Annotated in this window: 17 protein-coding genes; 8 read left to right on the top strand and 9 right to left on the bottom strand. The window is 33.9% G+C overall.

Going from position 1 to position 20449, the window contains the following annotated elements:
* Positions 1-66 precede the first annotated feature (66 nt).
* From AMQ68_RS11295 to AMQ68_RS11275, 5 genes are all read right to left on the bottom strand, one after another.
* The gene (locus AMQ68_RS11295; protein ID WP_054510743.1) at positions 67-2280 is read right to left on the bottom strand and encodes a TonB-dependent receptor; all 2214 of its coding nucleotides are present in this window, start codon (positions 2278-2280) and stop codon (positions 67-69) included.
* Positions 2281-2715: 435 nt separating this feature from the next.
* A complete protein-coding gene (locus tag AMQ68_RS11290; RefSeq protein WP_054510742.1) occupies positions 2716-4308 on the bottom strand; it encodes a hypothetical protein in 1593 nt (530 codons plus the stop codon).
* A 90-nt stretch (positions 4309-4398) separates the two neighbouring features.
* On the bottom strand, positions 4399-5526 hold the full coding sequence (locus tag AMQ68_RS11285; RefSeq protein ID WP_054510741.1) for an HlyD family secretion protein: 1128 nt from the start codon (positions 5524-5526) through the stop codon (positions 4399-4401).
* A 24-nt stretch (positions 5527-5550) separates the two neighbouring features.
* The gene (locus tag AMQ68_RS11280) at positions 5551-6861 is read right to left on the bottom strand and encodes a TolC family protein (RefSeq protein WP_054510740.1); all 1311 of its coding nucleotides are present in this window, start codon (positions 6859-6861) and stop codon (positions 5551-5553) included.
* An 89-nt stretch (positions 6862-6950) separates the two neighbouring features.
* Complete coding sequence (locus tag AMQ68_RS11275) at positions 6951-7796, bottom strand: AraC family transcriptional regulator (protein WP_054510739.1); 846 nt, start codon at positions 7794-7796, stop codon at positions 6951-6953.
* 71 nt (positions 7797-7867) lie between these two features.
* Here AMQ68_RS11275 and AMQ68_RS11270 point away from each other — a divergent pair, with 71 nt between their 5' ends.
* Positions 7868-8341, top strand: coding sequence for a DUF962 domain-containing protein (locus AMQ68_RS11270; protein WP_054510738.1), 474 nt, complete (start codon positions 7868-7870; stop codon positions 8339-8341).
* Here AMQ68_RS11270 and AMQ68_RS11265 read toward each other — a convergent pair.
* On the bottom strand, positions 8338-9405 hold the full coding sequence (locus AMQ68_RS11265; RefSeq protein WP_054510737.1) for a DUF2891 domain-containing protein: 1068 nt from the start codon (positions 9403-9405) through the stop codon (positions 8338-8340). The genes AMQ68_RS11270 and AMQ68_RS11265 overlap by 4 nt on opposite strands.
* A 158-nt stretch (positions 9406-9563) precedes the next feature.
* Here AMQ68_RS11265 and AMQ68_RS11260 point away from each other — a divergent pair, with 158 nt between their 5' ends.
* Positions 9564-10457: a DUF4349 domain-containing protein gene (locus AMQ68_RS11260; RefSeq protein ID WP_054510736.1), complete on the top strand. Its 894-nt coding sequence runs from the start codon at positions 9564-9566 to the stop codon at positions 10455-10457.
* Between the two features lie 102 nt (positions 10458-10559).
* Here AMQ68_RS11260 and AMQ68_RS11255 read toward each other — a convergent pair whose 3' ends face one another.
* The 3 genes from AMQ68_RS11255 to dnaA all read right to left on the bottom strand — a co-directional run bounded on the left by AMQ68_RS11255 (position 10560) and on the right by dnaA (position 13308).
* Positions 10560-11258 (bottom strand): SAM-dependent methyltransferase, encoded by a 699-nt coding sequence (locus AMQ68_RS11255; protein ID WP_054510735.1) that lies wholly within the window; start codon positions 11256-11258, stop codon positions 10560-10562.
* Positions 11259-11276: 18 nt separating this feature from the next.
* A complete protein-coding gene (locus AMQ68_RS11250) occupies positions 11277-11732 on the bottom strand; it encodes a low molecular weight protein-tyrosine-phosphatase (protein ID WP_054510734.1) in 456 nt (151 codons plus the stop codon).
* A 121-nt stretch (positions 11733-11853) separates the two neighbouring features.
* Positions 11854-13308, bottom strand: coding sequence for a chromosomal replication initiator protein DnaA (gene dnaA, locus AMQ68_RS11245; protein WP_054510733.1), 1455 nt, complete (start codon positions 13306-13308; stop codon positions 11854-11856).
* Between the two features lie 135 nt (positions 13309-13443).
* Here dnaA and AMQ68_RS11240 point away from each other — a divergent pair, with 135 nt between their 5' ends.
* The 6 genes from AMQ68_RS11240 (at position 13444) to AMQ68_RS11215 (ending at position 20428) form a co-directional block, all read left to right on the top strand.
* A complete protein-coding gene (locus AMQ68_RS11240) occupies positions 13444-13854 on the top strand; it encodes a thioesterase family protein (RefSeq protein WP_054510732.1) in 411 nt (136 codons plus the stop codon).
* A 104-nt stretch (positions 13855-13958) separates the two neighbouring features.
* Complete coding sequence (pheA, locus tag AMQ68_RS11235; protein WP_054511105.1) at positions 13959-14807, top strand: prephenate dehydratase; 849 nt, start codon at positions 13959-13961, stop codon at positions 14805-14807.
* Between the two features lie 297 nt (positions 14808-15104).
* A complete protein-coding gene (locus AMQ68_RS11230) occupies positions 15105-15821 on the top strand; it encodes a hypothetical protein (RefSeq protein ID WP_054510731.1) in 717 nt (238 codons plus the stop codon).
* A gap of 604 nt (positions 15822-16425) precedes the next feature.
* On the top strand, positions 16426-17016 hold the full coding sequence (locus tag AMQ68_RS11225; RefSeq protein ID WP_054510730.1) for a hypothetical protein: 591 nt from the start codon (positions 16426-16428) through the stop codon (positions 17014-17016).
* A 314-nt stretch (positions 17017-17330) separates the two neighbouring features.
* Positions 17331-18071, top strand: a complete 741-nt coding sequence (locus tag AMQ68_RS11220) for a hypothetical protein (RefSeq protein ID WP_054510729.1) — start codon at positions 17331-17333, stop codon at positions 18069-18071.
* 122 nt (positions 18072-18193) lie between these two features.
* Entirely contained in the window at positions 18194-20428 is a 2235-nt protein-coding gene (locus tag AMQ68_RS11215; RefSeq protein WP_054510728.1) for a DUF2339 domain-containing protein, read from the top strand.
* Positions 20429-20449 lie beyond the last annotated feature (21 nt).

Here is a 20449-nt window from a genome sequence, read left to right as displayed (position 1 = left end):
ATTTTCATAGAAAAGCCGGATTTGTGATATATTGGATTTAAATTAAGACAATCTTAATTCAAATAATTAAAAATCAAAGGTGTAAGAAAGGTTAAATGTTCTTCCTCTTCCTTTGTAATTAAACAATTCCGGAAGTCCATAAGAAGAATATAGTACCTGAGAACGCTTGCTCCAGATGGTTTGATAATCTGTATTAAACACGTTTTGAATCCCTAAATTAAATTTACCCCAATTGAATCGGTAGCCCACCATTAGATCTGAGGTATTATATCCGTCAATTTCATTATTGATATTATCCCTTAACTTGAAGTTTTGAAGCGACTGGAATCTGAATGACCAGCTTTTAAAATTATACCCAATGTACGTTACCAATTTTGAAGGCGAAGCATTGTAAATCTCCTGCTTTATCCATTCTCCTTTGTTGTCAACCTCAGATTTGATCAACAATCCGCTGGCTCCAAAGTAAACGCCATTGTTTAGGGTATAAGAAATTTCGGCTTCAATTCCCATATTTCTTAGTTTCAGATCATTCACAAGAATTTGGAAAGTAGTTTTATCAACCGCAATCGACTTATCAGAATTACTTAAAAATCCTGCAATCTGACCTCTTAATCCACCTTTATTGATACGGTATCCTAGTTCAAACTGATTGGTTTTTATCGCCTGCAAAGATTGCTGCTGTACGTTGATACTTGAAACAACATCCCAATTTCCGGTTACGGTATTCAAATTATAATTCCCGATTCCATAATATTTTGAAGGATCCGCTAAGCTTACCCCTTGAGAGAAAGTTCCCCAAGCCTGATGCTGCTCATTGAATTTATACAACAATCCGGCATTTGCCAATGTTACATTATATGAACTGCTACCTCCGGGAATCGCAGAAGCCGATTTTCCATACCCCATTGCCACTTGCGTCTGCTGTTGAGATCCTACAAAATCATCTACTTTTACATTGATGTTTTGGTAACGTACTCCTCCGTTCAATTGTAATTTTGGAAGAATGTTGTATTTCGTCTGAACATATCCTGCATAACTTTGAGAATGATTGGTAGGATATCTTCCTAAGCTGTATTTTGTTTCATTCACCAACCCTCCGCTAGACATTGTTTTGGCAATATCATAAACAGATTGTGCGCCTTCGAATTTCTCCAGATCAACATCTACTCCATACGTTACGTTGAGACCTTTCCAAGATTTAGAGAGCAATGCTTTTAGTCCTGAATAATAAGTATCTTGCTGAGAAGACGACATATAAGAAGTAGTTGCAGGAATTTTCACACTTCCAGGGAAAGGATAGAATCCTAATTTTTCACCACGGGTAGCAAATTGAACATACAGATCCTGACCTCCTAAAATATCACTTCCATTATAGGTTACCGTTCCCATATAACGTTCGGTTCCTACATTTTTATCAGAAGAAAAACCGTCTCTCATCCCCAATAAACTCGCGTTTTTAGTAGTAAAAGCGCTTAAATTTTCGCCTAAATAAAGACTTCTGTCTCCATTAAACTTAGAATTATAATATTGAAGAGAAGCGGTAATTTTATGTTTGTTATTAAATTTATATCCTCCGGTTGCCAAGATATCAATGGTCTGATTGTATTGAAGATCGGTTTGGGTGATATCGGTTAAAAGTTGCTTTTCATCGGCTCCATACACTCCTCCATTTTGTTGATAGGCAATTCCTAATCTTCCGAAAAACTTCTCACCTTTTCCTGAAATGGACTGTGCCGCACGGAAATCATGGTCATCACTTCCCATAAATCCTGTACGAGCGCCTAATTCAGTTTCTCCACTGATTCCGTTTCTGGATGGCGTTTTAGTAATAATATTAATGATTCCACCTGTTGCATTTCCTCCATAAATTGCACTTGCTCCTGAAAGCACCTCAATTCTTTCGATATTAAAAGGATCAATTGCATCCAACTGACGACTGATTGAACGAATACTGTTTAAAGAAACTCCATCAATCATCACCAACGCAGAACGTCCTCTCATGTTTTGTCCGTAATTTGTTCTTCCTTGTGGACCAATATCCATACTTGGAATTAAAATCGCTAACATCTCTTTAATTGGCACTCCACTTTTTGCCTGCTGTTGAATTTTTTCTTTCTGTACCACCCAAACTGTTCCGGGAATTTCAGAGATTTTTGTAGGTTTTCTTGACGCTACAATCACTACATCTTCAATACTTTTAGACGTTAGTGAATCTTGTGTTGCCTGGGAAAATACGGTTCCCGAAATCAATAAAGCTATTACTACATACTGCTTTTTCATTCTTCTAATTAAAAGTTTTATAAATATGTTCAAATTTAACTATTATTTAGAATCAATAAAAATAAGATAGCATGAAATTTTTCATATTCTACATGGGCGTATGATTCTTCCTTCTTTATGGATTTCTTTTTGAAATATCGCTAAAGCGCAAAGGTTTTTTAACTCTACTCTGCTTTAGGGCACAATAAAATCATAGATTCTCAGCAAGCATTATGTTATATCAATTCTATAATAATTTTGCATTATTAAATTTTATCGCAGATAAAATCCTTGCGCCTTACAACAGTATAAAAAGAATAAATTGCGCCTTTGCGAAAAACCAACTCTACAAAATAAAAGCTCAAAAAAAAGCATTTAATTATTGCCTTTTCCTAAAAAAAGTAGAACCCCACTTTACAATAAAATGGAGTTCTACAAGTGAAAAACAAGGTATCTTTACATCACAGGCCCAGCTGCGTCTTTTATATCTTCCAGTAATCTTTTTCGTTCTCTTAATCTTCTTCTAGCAATCACTGATTTTCCACTCAACATTCTTACAAATCGGACATACGTAAATTGTTCTCTTCCAAAATGATGGGTGATAACGTAAGCCAACACTCCAAAACCAGCAAGAATAATATATCCAAATAGCTTTTTATTGGCAGCAATAATTGCATTGAGTTGAATAGCTTTCATATTAGCAGCTACGTTTTGTGGACTTATCGTCATTCCATCCATATACACTGCTAAGTCTCCAACCGCAACAATCTGAAAATGATATTGAAACCAAGAATATATTGCTGAGAAAAATCCAACAGCAAAAAATGTTCTCCAAACCAATACCAATCCAATAGCGGCTAACATATCATCCAGTGCCAATTTATCCAGCGTATAAAACCAGACTGAGATGAACAGTGAACCCATTCCATATCCTTTCAGAAACATCGGTAAATACCAACCATCATAAGAGAATTCTAAGACCATTGAAAAGTACATGATAATCACATAGCCCATCATTGCTGAAAAGCCTGAAAAAATGAACATCTTCAACGGTACTTCTTTTTTAAACCAAAATATGGCTGTTACTCCCGCTAAAACTAATCCTGGAATCATTAATAAATTTAATCTAGCATTCGTTAATTGGTCATACCCCAACACTCCGACAGCAAATGTATTCTGAATAGAAGTTGTTCCTAAAAACATTCCCAGACACAACAACATAAATAATCCGTGCTGAACATTGTTTTTTGAAAATATGGTGAACGCTAAGTAAGGTCTTTTTAAGGTTAACTGTCTCAATACCAACGACGCAAAACTTACAAAAGCAGCGATACTGGCGTTGATAATTTTACTTGAATTCAACCAATCCTGTTGCTTTCCAAAAGAGAAAACATACGCTGAAAACATGAACGTTGAAACAAAAAGTAAAATACTCAACCAATCAATATAATGCAACGGAATTTTTAAAGCAAAATATTTGTCGTGCATAAAAATCCAGTGTAAAAGCGCCAAAATAAAACAGAAAACCGATATTAAAATATAGAATTGCTGCCAATTATATTGAATAGAAACTTCCACCGCATAATACGCTGCCACTTGGTTCATTACTAAAACGAAGGTATAAAATGCTCCGTAAAACATCCCTCTGTTCCCGATCATCGCCATTAATGGTAAGAACAGTTCTATCGTAACCATCATTTTTAGAAACCCGATAATTAATGAGGTAAAAATAAAGATCATTGGATCAATAGTCGTAGCATTCAGATAGCTCAACAAACCCAAAAGAACCAATAAAACAATCATTTTATCCCGAACTTTAAACCTCATTTTGAATCTCATAACAATCGGCATACACGCTCCCATTCCAATCGTTGTGGCATAATTGGCCCACATGAAGTATTCGGTCATCACACCGGTACCGCTCACCAGATAACTGATGTTTCCCGTGAATACTCCACCCAATGGCATTACTACGGCAAGCAGCAATACAATCAGCAAAAGCTGTATGGGTTTTGGTACCCAATCGTGATATAGTCCTTTGTTATACATGTTGATAATTAATTATTTTGACTGTGACTTGTCAATACATCAATTGTGAATTTTTTCATCCAAATTGACCTATTAACGATTCACAACTGACTATTTATTAATACTGATATTCATATTCATTCCCGCACTCAGCTGAGCAATATCTTCTTTTTTATTAGAAGTTGTAAACTCAATTCTTACAGGAATTCTTTGCTGCACTTTAATAAAATTCCCGGTAGAATTATCCGTCGGCACACTTGAATATCTTGATCCTGTTGCTGCTGAAACTGCCGTAACAATTCCTTCAAATTTTTGCCCACCTAAAGCATCTGCCGTCATCATCATTTTCTCTCCGATTTTGATATTAGGCATCTGACTTTCTAAGAAGTTGGCGGTTACCCATTTTTGACCGTTCAAAACAATCGTTGCAACTTGCTGACCGGGTTGAATTAACTGCCCTTCGGAAATTGTTCTCCTCCCCATTACACCATCGTAAGGCGCCGTAATGACGGTATAAGAAAGATTGATCTTAGCCATATCCAATGCCGATTTCGTTCTTTTGATCTCCGCATCATTGATTCCTAATTTGCTCTTCACCTCCGTAGTTGAAAGATTGGCAGACTGCTTTTGATTCACAAACGTTTCATACGCTGCTTTTTGAGCATCATATTCCGTTTTTACCTGGTCGTATTGCTGTCTTGTTACTGCTTCAGAAGCCAACAGGTTTTTATATCTGTTTAAATTTTGTTCAGCATTCCAAAGTCTTGCTTTTGCACCGGCAATATTAGATTCCATAACACTTACGTTATTGGAAACGGTGTTTACTGAAGAAGAAGTCGCCGAACGTTGTGCCAACGCATTCTGATATGCTGCTTCCGCCTGTCCTAATTGAGTTACAATTTCACGATCATCCAAAATAGCTAACGTATCTCCTTTTTTTACCTGTTGATGTTCAATGAATTTTATTTCTTTGATATATGCCGAAACTCTCGTATTAATTGGGTTGATAAATTCTTCCACCTGAGCAGCCTCTGTATACGTTTTATCTCCGATATGAAAATATTCACGAACCAACCAGAACAGTCCGAAACCGATCAGTAAAAAAACAATCGTGTTTGAAATAATCGCTCTTATCTTATTCTTTTTATTTTCTTTTTTCTTTTGAGCAACACTTGGTTTTTCAGGTGCCTGAACTGTTTGTGGTGCTATATTTTGAGTATTTTGTTCCTTGTTTTCCATTGTTTGATTTTCAGTTTAAAAAAATTAAAGCGTTCCTGTAGATTTCAAAAGATTGTAATATTGGTACAATACATTGATCTCTGCATTCGCAAAATCCAGTTCAGATTGTAGTTTTTGGTTTTGAGCATCGATCATTTCAGCCTGTACAGCCAATTGATTCAGATATTTAGCTTCCGTAATTTTGTAGTTTTCTTCAGCTAATTGTTTAGCTTCATCCAAAATTCCAGCTTGCAGAATAGATTCCTGATATTTAACATACGCAGCATTCACTCCCATATCTATATTTTGCTGAACCAATGTCATGGCATCATTAGCCTGATTTTTTTGCAGCTCTCCAAGCTTCACTCTTTCTTTCGTTTTATACAGATTATCAATATTATAACTCAAAGAAACGCCAGTTTGCCAACCTCCGGAATACATATCTAAAACAGGGTTTCTCGTGGTAATGGGCCTTTGTAAAGTATAGCCTCCAAAACCTGCTAATGTTGGCATTTTATCGGTTTTAATGATCTCAATATTTTTGTCGGCAACATCCATATTCGTCTTTGCAGATTTCATTTGTGGATTGCTGTTATGGGCTAAATCAAAATAATAATCTATCCCGATACCAGATTCTTTGTTGGCTAAACTTTCAATCGGAATAATCTCAGTATCAGATGGCAAACCCAATGCAATGCTTAAATTATAATTAAGTATTTTCTTATTATTCGCTAACGTTAAAATTCCCTGATCTAAGTTTTTAATGGCCAATTCTCCACGAATTACTTCGTTTCGGGTAACCATTCCCTGCTGATAAAATTTTTGAATGTTTTTCAAACGTTCCTGAGCCAGCTTTTTGTTATTTTGAAAAACCGATTCTTGGTTTAAAATTTTATAAACGTCCAAATAATTAGAGATCACTAAAAGTTTAACATCCTGCTTATTTTTCTCCAGATCCAATTCTGATAATTGCTCACGAAGTCCGGCCATTTCAATAGACTTATTTACCAATCCACCTTTAAAGATCAGTTGAGTCGCCTGTACCGCGTAAGAACTTCCATAATGAGGCATCGGAATATTGGTTGAATTTGAAAAATCTTTGTCGATTGCCAACACGTTCCCTAAATAAAACTGACTTGTAGAAGCCGTAATCGTGGGCAGTTTTTGTAGTTTTGTAACATTCGTATTTTGTTTCGCAATGTCAATATTCTGAGCCGAAACCTTTAATTGCTGATGATTTTGTAGTGCCAGTTCGGCGACTTCATTCGCTGTCAGCTGTTTAATTTCTTGTGAAAAAAACAGCGCAGGAAATAGTGCTATCACGAGTGATAGTGCTGTTTTTATATTCTTTACCATTTTACCTTGTTTTACGAGTACAAAGTTAGCGTGTAAAGAAGCTCAATGAAATGCTTGAGAATTGGAAAAAGATGTTCAAATGTAAGATTCTAACTTTCGAACTGATTTCTATATTGGCTCGGGCTTACGTCCAAATGTTTCTTAAAAAAGTGAGAAAATGAGTACTGATCACTAAATCCCAAGATCGATGAAATCTCTGAAACAGGCTTTTTTGAGGAGTTTAAAAGCACTTTGGCTTCATTCATTACAATCACTGCGATGATCTGGCTTGCCGACTTTCCTGTTATCGTCTTCACCACCGAAGAAAGATGTCTCGTTGTAATCGACTGCCGCTCGGCGTAGAACTCAACCGTCCGCTCTGTGAGATGGTGCTCTGCAAGATCTGTAAGGAAATTAAAAACAATTTCTTCCTGTCTGGACATCTGGCTCATCGAATTATTATCTTCATTAGAAATAATACCTGCCATTTGATAACAAAAAACGGAGAATAAGTGTTCTACAATTTCTTTTTTGTACGTCATCTCGGTGGGAGAATCCAAAATATATTTCAGAAAATTCACGCTTTTCCAAACAACATCCATTTCGTCTTGTTGAAAAGGAACGCCAATATTCATCTGCTGACGAAAATAACGATAGGTAATTAATCTATTGAATTTCAATGATAACGCAGAAATAAATTCTCGCTTATAAGAAACCATTCTGGATTGAAAATCATCACTCACGGAAACCATTTCGTAAATTGTTTGTGGATCGGTGACCATAAACATATTCTCAGAAAGCTCCAAATCACGAAAATGCTGTTTGAGCTTTATGGTACCCGTTTTAATAAAAATAAAAGCAGGGTTATCCGGACGAAAAGGCTTATCGGCAGAGATCCTTTCGAAAATATTTTTTTGTGTAAAAATCTCTACTCCAAACTTTTCTAAGACAGACATAACACAAATGTAAGCAATATGCTTTGCGATTACAAAATTTTATTAATTTAGGAGTTTACAAACTCCCTATTATGAGAAAGATTGATCTATTCTTTGCAGAGTATGCCGAAAGCCATAGAAATATGACTAACAAACTGATTCACTGGATCTGCGTGCCCTTAATCTTTTGGACGATCTTAGGTTTTATCTCCCTCATTCCGTCTCCCCATTTCTGTGCTCCTTACTACGGATGCATCAGTATTGTGAGTATTATAGCAGTAGTTTTGGTGACGGCATTCTATATAAGACTTTCTTTATTGGTGAGTCTTATTATGGCTATTGCCATGCTTTTAATGGAGCATTTTACCTTTGCCATCAACATTCATTTTGGTAACCGTTCATGGATCGTTTATCTAAGTGTTTTCGTCATCACTTGGATTTTACAGTTTGTTGGACATAAGATTGAAGGAAAAAAACCTTCTTTCCTCAAAGATTTACAGTTTCTTTTAATTGGGCCCATCTGGCTTTTGAGTTATATTTTAAAGAAATTGGGAATCAGATATTAATATTCCAAAGCATACACTGCAAAACTTGCCAACCAATGATCTCCTCCATAATTCCCTTGGAATAGCAATGGAAGTCCGTTGTTTAAAAATACAGTAGCCGTTTTTTGGAATTCTTTTTTCAAGGGATGATTATCTGGAAGAGATTTAGCAATTCCTTTCATACACCATGCTTTCGTGAAAGACAACCCAACCAAATGAACGGTTTGATAATCAGACAAATCACTCACAACAGGAATCTTTTCTATATTCTCTATACTTCGTTTTTCATAGAAACTATTTAGCCATTTTACAAATTCCTTCTGAGGAAGAACCCTTCTCATTAAATCTGCAATTTCTAAACTTGGGGAAAAGAAATCTGAACCATCAGGTTCTAAGTAAGCAGGCGTTTTTTCATCCTTTAAAAAGAAATATTTTGCCTTTTCTGTCAATTGATTTTCAAATTCTTTGTTTTGGTTCGCTCTGGCCCAATCGATTGCGAAAGCCATTGCAAAAGCAGTATTGGGATGTACCCCGGTTCTGTTTGGGTAGGTTTGTTTAGGCAAATATGCTTTCCATGAATTTAAAATTTTCTCCGTTAAAGGTTTCAAATTCTGATGCCAAATTTTAGCTTTAGGATGGTCCCAAGTCGCTAATTCTTCATCAAGCTTTAACACCCAAGCCCAACCATATGTTCTTTCAAATGTTGTAGTTAACTGATATTTGGTGAAATAATCAGCTTCTGTCTGAAGGCTTTTTTTTTGAAATGATTGATCAAGAATCTTTTCAATCTCTTTTGCATTAGCCAAATTAGGCTTTGTTTTCAATAACCTCACCAACATCCAATGTCCGTGAACAGAGCTATGCCAGTCGAAACAACCATAAAAACTAGGATGCAGATCTTTGGGAGTAAGAGGAACCTCCTTCTCATTATTAATGATATGTGCCGTTTTATTCGGGTATTCCTGATTGATGCAATGAATAGGTTTATCTGCTAATTTCATCGCCATTTCATCTGTTAATGTAGGAACTTCCTGAGCGTACATCAAAAATGGAGAAAATACAAATGCTAAAAGACTCTTTTTCATTCAATAAAAATATAAAATAATTTGAATTCTTTCCCTTTAAAAACCGTTTTAAACAGAATTAGCAAAGCTTTTACATTAATATTCATGATTTATTGAAAATTCGAAAGCAAATTCTCCTTTTAAGCATAGTTTTTGATAAGATTCAGCAAAACTTATTCATGAGAAAATTACTTCTACCGTTATTTTTCCTTCTCCTTATTCATTGTAAAAAGCAAGAGCCCATTCAGTTAAAAGCTGACTTAATGGAAGTCCTTGAGGAAAAACCTTCTGATAAATATCTTCCGCCTCCTCCCTCATCGCCGAAAGACGAAATTCCTAATAGCTCAGCAGCAACAGTCGCTTCAACATCCAACACAACAGAAAACGAAGCTGTAAAAAACGGAGATACGATTTCAAAGAAAATCATCAAAAATGGAGATATGAGGCTTCAGGTTGGAGATATTAAAAAAGCTCAGCATCAGACCACTGAAATTTTAAAAAAAAGTCAAGCCTACATTCAAAAAGAAGAATTTAGAAATACAGATACTGATGAAAATTTAAATTTAGTCATTCGTGTTCCACACAAAAATTTTGATGCGTTAATCAAGTCATTTTCTGATGGAATAGGCTCTGTTTTATCTAAAAACATTTCATCCAATGATGTCACTGAAGAATATACAGATGTTTCTATTAAGCTAGCAAATAAAAAGATTTATCTTGAAAAGTATAGAGACATGCTTAAAAGTGCAGCCTCAACAAAGGATATTTTAGAAATTCAGGAAAATATCCGTGAGTTGGAAGATGAAATTGATGTTTCAGAAGGTAGACTTCGTTTCATCGATGACCGAGTGAATTACAGCACCCTGAATTTAAATTTATATAAAGAAAAAGTAAGAAGCTCGGCCACCTCGAAAATAGGTTTTGGAAGCCGTTTTGGAGATTCTATTACAGAAGGTTGGAACAGTTTTGTGAGTTTTATATTGGGAATAATATCTTTTTGGCCCTTCTTTTTATTAATTCCATTGATCGTTTTTTTATGGAGAAAATGGAAATCAAGAAGAAAAACAAAATAAGTTTTTTCGTCATTGCGAGGAGCGAAGCAACGAAGCAATCTCATTCATATTATTGTAAAATTGAGATTGCTTCACCTACGGTTCGCAATGACCTTAACAAAACTATTTACCTAAAACAAAAACAGCCGGAATTTTATGCAGTTCAGGTTTTTGTTTTTGCCATTCTTTAATGGTTTTAGTTTTTATAAATTCATGTTCAGGATCATTGATATTGGCTGCGATACAAAGCTTTGTATTGGGAGAAAGAAACTTAGTTAAATCTTCAAAAAGAGCATTATTTCGGTAAGGTGTTTCCATGAAAATCTGTGAATATCCTGTTCTTTGAACCAAGCCTTCCAGCTGAACAATCTGCTTTTTCTTTTCCCCTTTTTCAATCGGTAAATATCCATTAAAGCTAAATTCCTGTCCGTTAAAACCACTGGAAATCAAAGCTAAAATAATAGATGAAGGCCCTGAAATCGGGATAACTCTTATGTTTTTTTCGTGACACCATTTTACGATCAGGTTTCCAGGATCGGCGATACAAGGAAGTCCGGCTTCAGAAAGCAATCCAAAATCCTGTCCTTTCAGCATCAATTCCTGAGCTTCTTTGATGTCTTTATTTTCGGTGTATTTATCTAATAAAAACAATTTCAGATCTGACTGTTTTTTCTCGGGAGCAAAGAATTTAACCACCTTTCTTGCGGTCTTTTCATTCTCTACGAAGAAATAGTCCGTCTGCATGATATAGTCTTTCAAAACAGGCGAAAAATGAGTAATAGAAGTATTTTCAGATAAATAAGCTGGTAGTAAAAAAAGCATTTTATGTGGCGTTATGAATTATATATTATGAGTGAGTTGTCGAGCAATTGTATTACATCCTTCATCCAACATTTGGAAGACATTTTCAAAATCATTCAGGTCTCCCCAATAAGGATCCGGAACCTCAGTATTTTGATGGTTTCCAGCAGCTTCCAAAAATAAAGAAACTTTCTGGCGATATTCTTCATTATTGGTTCTGGAAATAACTTCCTGATATACATGAATATCCATACAATAGATCTTATCAAAATTTTCAAAATCGGATTTTACAATCGGTCTGGATTTTTGCTTCGAAATATCGATTCCGTGATTAGCTGCAATTTTGATGGATCTTGAATCGGGATGTTTTCCTTCATGCATGGAAATGGTTCCCGCGGAATCAACAAAAAAACTTTCAGGAAGCTTTGTTTTCATAATACCTTCTGCTAAAGGGCTTCTGCATATATTTCCTAAACAGACCATCAATATTTTCATACCATTAAATCTAAAGTTTATAATGTAAATTATAGAAAAATGTAATTTTTCTTCTGACAAAACTAAACAAAAAATGAAGAATAATATTATTCTTCATCTTCGTTATCTTTAAGTAATGATCTTAGTGTTTGATTCTTTCACCAAGTTCTTTTACGTATTTTTTTACTTCTTTATCGATCTTAGAAACATCCTTGATCGTGTCACAGGCATACATTACTGTTGAATGGTCTTTTCCACCCATCTCCATACCAATTTTAGTGAACGTAGAATTTGTTAACTCTTTAGAGAAGTACATGGCCAATTGTCTCGGAAGTGCAATTTCTCTTTTTCTTGTCTTGGATAAAAGCTGCTCTTTTTTAATTCCGAAATAATCACAAACAACTTCCTGAATGTAAGGAATATTAATGATTTTTTTCTGAGTTGCAGCAATTTTACTTATGGTCTCTTTTAACAATTCAAGACTCATATCTCTCTTATAAACAGTAGAGTAAGCAATTACAGAGTTAATAACTCCAATTAATTCTCTTACGTTTGTTTTAGTTTCAGTAGCTAGGAAATCTAGAATATCATCTGTTAAAACAATTCCATCTCTGCTTAATTTGTCTACAATAATTTGTCTACGTGTTTGTAAATCCGGAGATTTTATCTCTGCAGAAAGTCCCCATTTAAAACGAGAAACAATTCTGTCCTGAATATCCATAATATCTACAGGAGCCTTATCTGATGTAAGGATGATCTGCTTTCCGTTTTGATGCAAATAATCAAAAATGTGGAAGAAACTGTCCTGTGTAGCAGATTTTCCGGAAAGGAACTGAATATCGTCGATAATCAGAACATCTACCATTTGGTAGAAATTAGCAAACTCAGTCTGCTTATGTGCTTTCGCTGCTGAAATAAACTGTTGAATGAATTTTTCAGAAGACAAATAAAGAACTACTTTATCGGGAAACTGGCTTTTAACTTCCAGACCAACTGCCTGTCCTAAGTGGGTTTTCCCCACTCCATAACCTCCATATAAGAACAAAGGGTTGAAAGCTGTTGCACCAGGTCTTTTGGCGATAGATCTTGCTACAGTAGCAGCAAATTTATTACTTTCTCCTTCTATATAATTATCAAACGAGAAATCAGCTTTTAGGTTAGAATCAATATTTACTTTTTTGATTCCCGGAAGTACAAAAGGATTAACGATATTAGATGAAAAGCCTTGAGGCATTGTTTCTTGAACTTTCGGAGTAGGAACACTTTTCCCTTTCATATTCATTGTAACAGGCTTTTCTAAACCAAAAGGCTTATTTTCCATTACAGAATACCATAATTTAACTCCTTTACCAATATTTTTCTTTAGGGCCGCAGAAAGAAGGGATAAGTAATTATCCTCAATATATTCCTTGTAAAAATCACTCGGAACCATCAGCGTAAGGTTGTTGTCAACCAAAGAAACTGGCTGCACCTTATCAAATAGTAAGTCGAAAGATTTTTCAAGCTTTTTTAGATCAGAACTATCTTCAGCTGCATTGAGATTATCTCGCATAAACTGAAGGCACCTCTGCCATATCATCATTAAATTTTCGTTCATTTTTAGGCCCCGATTAATTCTTTGTTAGTCTCTTTTTAGGAGGAAGACAAAGGTCCAATTTTTTATTTTCATAAAAAAATTTTGGAGGTATTGATTATTTAAAAATATATTTGTATGCATATTTAAGGAACAAAAATGATACACACAACACATTCAATACGAGTACGTTACGGAGAAACAGACCCCATGAAATACGTCTATTATGGGAACTATGCAGAATACTTTGAAATTGGAAGAGTAGAACTTTTTCGAAGCATCGGAATGTCATATGATGAGATTGAGAATCAGGGAATTTGGCTCCCCGTTTCGGAGTATAAAATCAAATATTTGAAGCCTGCTTTGTATGACCAGGAATTAGAAATTCACACCTACATAAAAAAAATTCCGGGTGTAAAAATCGAATTTGAGTATGAAATTTACAATTCTGAGCATATTAAAATCACAGAAGCTACCACAACTCTATTTTTTTTGGATGCAAAAATGAATAAAATCATCAAGTGTCCTGAGGTACTTATGAAGCTTATTGAAGAGCACTGGAAACCTTAAGATTTAGAACTTAAAATGTAGGCAACAAACCTTGCTTTTAAATTTTTATTCCCATATTTGAATTTCGATTCAATACAAAATAGAATATAACATATATAATTATGATGAAGATTGCATTTTTGGGTCCTCATGCAAGTTTTACTCAGCTTGCCACTACCCAGCTATTCCCCAATGAAGAACTTTTACCACAGGCTAATATTCTAGACTGTTTTGAAGCCGTTGAAAAAGGTGAAGTAGACAAAGCGGTAGTTCCGCTTGAAAATTCTATAGAAGGTACCGTTTCTATGACGCTGGATTATTTATATAAGACCTCATCTATAAAGATAGAAGCAGAGGCCGTAATGCCCATCGCCCACCATTTGATGATTCACCCGGATAACGATACTATGGAGATTGAGAAAATCTATTCTCACCCACAAGCGTTGGCGCAGAGTTTTCATTTTTTGGACACTCATTATAAAGAGGTGCAAAAACAAGATTTCTCATCAACAGCGGCAGCGGCAAAATATATTTCTGAACATCCTGAACTTAAAAGAGCAGCAGTTGCCAATCAGTTTGCGGCCAATTTATATGGATTAAAAATTATCAATCGTAATATTCAGGATTTTGAACAAAACCATACCCGATTTATTGTGATATCAAAACAACAGCATGTTTATCATAATGAGGCGCTTGATGTTATTGGTGAAAAATCTGGATTACTGATTACATTACCGGAAGATCATGCAGGAGGTCTTCATCAGGTTCTCTCTGTTTTTGCCTGGAGAAAAATGAATCTAAGCAAAATAGAATCCCGAACATTGAAAACAGGACTTGGAAATTATTTCTTCTTTATTAATGTGGCAGGCAAATGGGATGCTGTGTTACACGAAAATGCATTGGAAGAATTAAAATCTATTAATGCTAAAGTTGATTTCCTTGGAAATTATAACGAGTTTCTTTTAAAGAGTTAAGATTCTTACTATAAATAGTATCAAACAGTGTCTCAAATAAGGCACTGTTTTTTTATGTTAAATTTTTTTCATAAAATGAATTGGTAAAAAATAATAGGAAAAATTTAATTGAAATGATTTTTATTGTTTTAATATACGTTCAAATAATCAAACATATAGAAATAATTAAATAAAAAATAAGCCAAAAACTAATAAACCGTTATTTTTTTGATAAAAATAATATACTATATTTACAACAACACAATATTTTTGAATCAAATTTTCAGATATAAATAAAAACATATTTAATTATTTATTATGAAAAACAAAACTACCAATGTAATTTTTATTCTTTTTTCGCTGACAGCATCAGCACAGGTGGGGATAAATACGCCAGATCCCAAATCTACCCTAGATGTAAACGGAAATACCATAATAAGTGAAGTTCCAGATACCACAACTCTTTCAGGTTACAAGATTTTGACATTAAATCAAAACAGTTCTGAAGTGTCACAGATTGACCCCAATTTATTATTTCCCACTACGCCAGCAGGGCCGGGAACAGAATCCACGGTCTTTTCAGAAAGAAAGATATCGGGTATTTCTTTGTCGAGTACCCCTTTATTTTCAACATGGAAGAAAGTCAATTTTGTACTAGGAGATCGTACAGTAGGCTCTCCAGTTCTATTCTCCAATTCTGACAATGCTTATATAACGCCTACTAGCGGGATTTATGCCATAGGTTTTTATTTCCGTTATGGATCCGGTATACAACCTTCTTTATTAGCAGATGATCTGAAAGTTGGAATTCTAAGAAATACAAATGGTAACTTTTCAACGTTAGAAACCAGAAATTTTAATGGCGCCAATCTCGGAGCTATAGCTTTAACAATCTCAGAAATTAATATAAACTCCGTTTACAGTTTAAATGCTGATGATAAGATTTATTTTGCACTTACCAATACGGGAACCTTAGAACAAAGTTCACTAGATGTAAGCAGTTCATCTTTTTATATCTACAAAATCTCTGATTAATCCATCTTATTTTACACACACATAACAAATCCGTAATACTGCTTATTTAGGCAGTATTACTTTTTTCACCCCTTTTTACTAAAGAGTAATTTAATCCAAATCAATAATTCCTTAGATAAGGAGAATTAGAATCTATTAACGCTAAATGCAGATATTATTGCAAAAAAAAGCGAATTTATCTTAAAAAGTTAAAATATTTATCATAAAATTATTTAACAATCTCAAAATTTTAGGACATTATTAAATTTTTATATATAAATATTAAATCACAATAATCTGATTTAATGTCAATGAAAAAAAATTCCCAAAACAACCATAAACAGATTTAATATTCTTGATTTAACTTTAAGTTATAAGAAAAAATAAAAGCAAAATTAAATTGAGAACCCATTTTATATTGTGATTTTCGCAAAATAAAGCGCGTTAAACTTATCTAAATATCGTTTTTAAGGAATAAATATTGTATAAATATGAAAAAAACATATTTATTATGAAAAAAAAATTCACAAATGCATTATTTGTTATGTTTTCTATGATTACATTAGCATAAGTCGGGATTAAAACATCAGATCCCAAATCTACTTTAGACGTAAACGGAAATACGATGATCAGACAAGTACCAAAAACAACAACCCTTTCAGGTTATGAGATCATGGCACTTAATCAAAGTAATTCTGAAGTATCACAGATTGACCCAGGTTTAATCCTTACCCGAATAAAGACAAACCCCACCGTTTTCTCGGCAAAAAAGGCATCCGGTATTTCTTTATTAAGTCTCGCTCTATTTTCTACATGGAAACAAATCAATTTTGTAGGGGCAGATACTACAGTAGGCTCTCCCACTTTGTTATCGAATCCTGACAATTCGTATGTTGTACCTACCACCGGAATCTATGCGGTAGGCTTCTATTTCCGCTACGGATCAGGAATACAGGCTTCTTTATTAACGGGCGGCCCGGGAATTGGAATTCTGAAAAATACAAATGGTAATTTTTCAGCATTGGAAACCAGAAATTTTAACGGAATTAATTTAGGCCTTATAGCGCTTACTATTTCGGAAGCAAATATTAATTCTGTCTTCAATTTAAATGCTGGTGATAAGCTCTATTTTGGACTTACCAATAGTGGTGTTTTAGGAGCAAATTTATTAAGCACAAGTGCTGCTTCTTTTTATGTCTACAAAATATCTAATTAATTCACTTTAACAAGACAAGTTAGACCAATGATACTGCCCTATTCCAAGGCAGTATCATTTTTTTTATGCAATACATAACTAAACAGTGATTTATTATAATAGAAATCATCAATCAAAACAGACTACCAAACTTGTCAAATTCGTATATATAACTATATACATACCACAATTTTAGCAATTATCGCTGTTAAAATTAAATATATCCTATGAAAACCTAATTTACGTTAAAAAAAGTTAAACACGAGGCATGATTTTTGCTTCAATAAAAACAGAAAACTAACTGAATAAACCATAACTAATTAAATTTGTTTAACATGAAAACTAAAATTTATTGTGCAATTTTATCTCTTATTGCTACCTCAGCATTTTCTCAAGTCGGGATAGGAACCGCCAATCCTACAGCAATGCTGGATATCAATGGAACTATGAAAATCAGAAGCACACCTGCAGCTCCTGCTCTCCCCGGATATCAAATTTTGGCATTAAACCAAAATAGCGGTGGAGACTTTCAGGTTGCCAAAGTAGACCCTCAACTGATCATTGATGCCGCAATAGCTGCATATAATGCAACGAATGTAAATACTTCTGCCTATGCTGCAAAAAAAGTAACAGGTATAAGTTTATTAAGTCTAGGACTATTCCCTACAGGATTTAGAGCTGTAAACTTTTTAGCTGCAGAACGAAGTGTAGGAAGTGCATCCTTATTTTCTGATACCGACAATACGTATACTATTCCATCTAACGGGGTATATCAAATTGGATATACTTTCCGCTATGGAACCGGAGTAGAAGCGGCTGTACTAACAAATTCTCCTGGTGTAGGAATTCTCAGAACAAGAGCGGGTGTTGCAACTCTCATTGATAGCCGCATATTTAGCGGAGTAAATGTTGCTTTAGTATTAAGCTTAACCATTTCGGAAGCAACCATAAATTCTCTTTATACGTTACAAGCTGGTGATAAATTGAGTTTTGGCCTTACAGGATCGTCTTTACTTGATGTTGGATTATTGGGTTCTAGTACCGGTTCATTTTATATTTATAAAATATCGAATTAAAAAATTTACTACATTCACTTAACTTACATAAAATAATCTAACCCATCATCCAGTTTGTTGATGGGTTAATTATTGACGACCTTCTCCTACATTTCTCTATATTTGGGACATAAAACATATCAATGGAAAATTCTTTCTCAATTATATTACTTATTTTTTTCTTTTTAATCTATTATAAACTCAATAAAAAAATAAATCATCTTGAGGATGAAATTGATGAGCTTAAAAAAAACAGCCTTCAAAGTACTACTCCAATTGAGATAAAACAAGAACAGATAATTCCTGAAGCATCTGCAACTTTAAAAGAAACTATTCAGGAGCTTAAACAAAATACTGAAGAACAAAATATTTCTGAAGAAGTTCTTTTACCTCCTCAAAAAGATTGGGCGACTCCTATTTTTGATTTTTTAAAACAAAACGCATTAACGATCATTGGAATTTTCACGTTGGTATTAGGAATTGGATATTTCGTAAAATATGCAATCGATAAAAACTGGATTGGCGAAACCGCAAGAGCCGGAGTTGGATTTTTGATCGGAGGCGGAATTATGTTGATTGGTTATTTTTTAAAGAAAAACTATTCCGTTTTTTCTTCCATCATTACAGGAGGTGGAATTTCAATTTTGTATTTCACAACAACGATTGCCTTTAGAGAATATCAACTATTTAGTCAAAATATTGCCTTTGCTATCACTTGTCTTATCACCTTACTATCCATCCTGCTTTCCTACTATTATAAGAGTGAGATTTTAATTATCTTTTCTTTGTTTGGAGGCTTCCTGGCTCCTTTAATGATCAGTACCGGAGAAAGCAACTACCCTTTCCTGTTCACTTATCTAATGGTTTTAAACGCAGGAATGCTCATCATCGCATTTTTAAAGCAATGGAAAAGTGTCGGTTGGATTGCCTTTATTTTCACCACTGTCTATCTATCTTATTGGACGATTGAAAAAACACAACTTTTAACTATTTATTTTTACATCATCGCTTACATTATTTTCTATGCATTTGCATTACAGGGCTATATAAGGAAAAACGTACTCTCTACTTTTGATATTCTAATGCTTGTGTTGATTAATTTCTCAAGCATTATTGGTTTAGTTTATATCTTTAACGAATTACAATATGAGCCTATCATTGTATTCCCGCTTATTTTTGCTTTTGTCAACAGCTTATTGCTTGTCAAGGAATACAATAAAAAAGAATTTACCACCAACTATTCTGTGTTTACAGGAATCACAATAAGTCTTGTTACTATTGCCATTGCTTTACAATTTAAAACCCATTTAATTACCACGGTTTGGGCTATTGAAGCCACTTTATTGTTATATATCTGGAAGAAAACAAATCTCAATATTTTCAAGATCTGTTTTTATGTTTTATTTCCTCTCGTCATTATAACACAAATGATCACTTGGGCAGAATATTATACCGCGAAGAATTTAGCAATCATTTTCAATCCGGTTTTCTTAACAAGTTCGGTAACGGTAATTACTACTCTTACGAATTTGATATTACTAAAAAAGCTTCCCGAAACACAAAAACAGGACAACAGTTTCTTTGAATATACCTTCAAAATTTTAAGTTTTGGAGTCATCTATGTTGCGTTGCTATTAGAAATCATTTATCATATTTCTGAGAAACCTTCTTCTTTTATTTTCAGTATTGCAGTCTTATTTAGTGTGTATTATCTTTTTGCAATCTTATTATTCCGTAAAAAATTAGACCTAAACAAAGATCTGGAAACCGGATTGATCTCTATATTCTTATTGCTATTAATCCTTAATGTTACTTTCTCAGCATCAGAACTTGTCAATTCTATTTTACTAAAAAATATTCATAGTAATTTTTATATTGTTCATCTCCTCTATTGGATTCCTTTTATTTATACTCTTTGGAAAATCTTACCGGAATCAGATTTCTTCAAAACAAAAATTTCTTATTGGTTAGCTTCCATCACCTTCGTTATTGTGATCAGCAGCGAATTGTATCATTTATATATTTTAGGAAATGCCACTACTCTCTCTACAGCATGGAAATTACAAAAGCACTTTAGCATTTTATATCTACCTATCATTTGGGCGATTCTTGCAAGTCTCTTTATTTATTCAGGTTTAAAGAAAAATATTCCAGAACTAAGTAAAGTTGGTTTTGTACTTCTTGGTTTAATGATTTTAAAACTTTACGCCTATGATATATGGCAAATGGATAATATTTCAAGAATCATTGCTTTTATTCTATTGGGTATCATTTTACTGTTGAGTTCATTTATGTTTCAGAGATTAAAAAATATCATTAAAAATATGGTAGATAAAAAAGATGAAAAGAGTAAAAATGAGAATTTAGAATCTCAATAAAATATATTATATATCGTTAAT

It is taken from the genome of Chryseobacterium sp. ERMR1:04, from assembly GCF_001297705.1.
In the GTDB taxonomy this organism is placed as follows: Bacteria; Bacteroidota; Bacteroidia; order Flavobacteriales; family Weeksellaceae; genus Chryseobacterium.
This window is presented reverse-complemented; position numbering and strand designations above follow the sequence as displayed.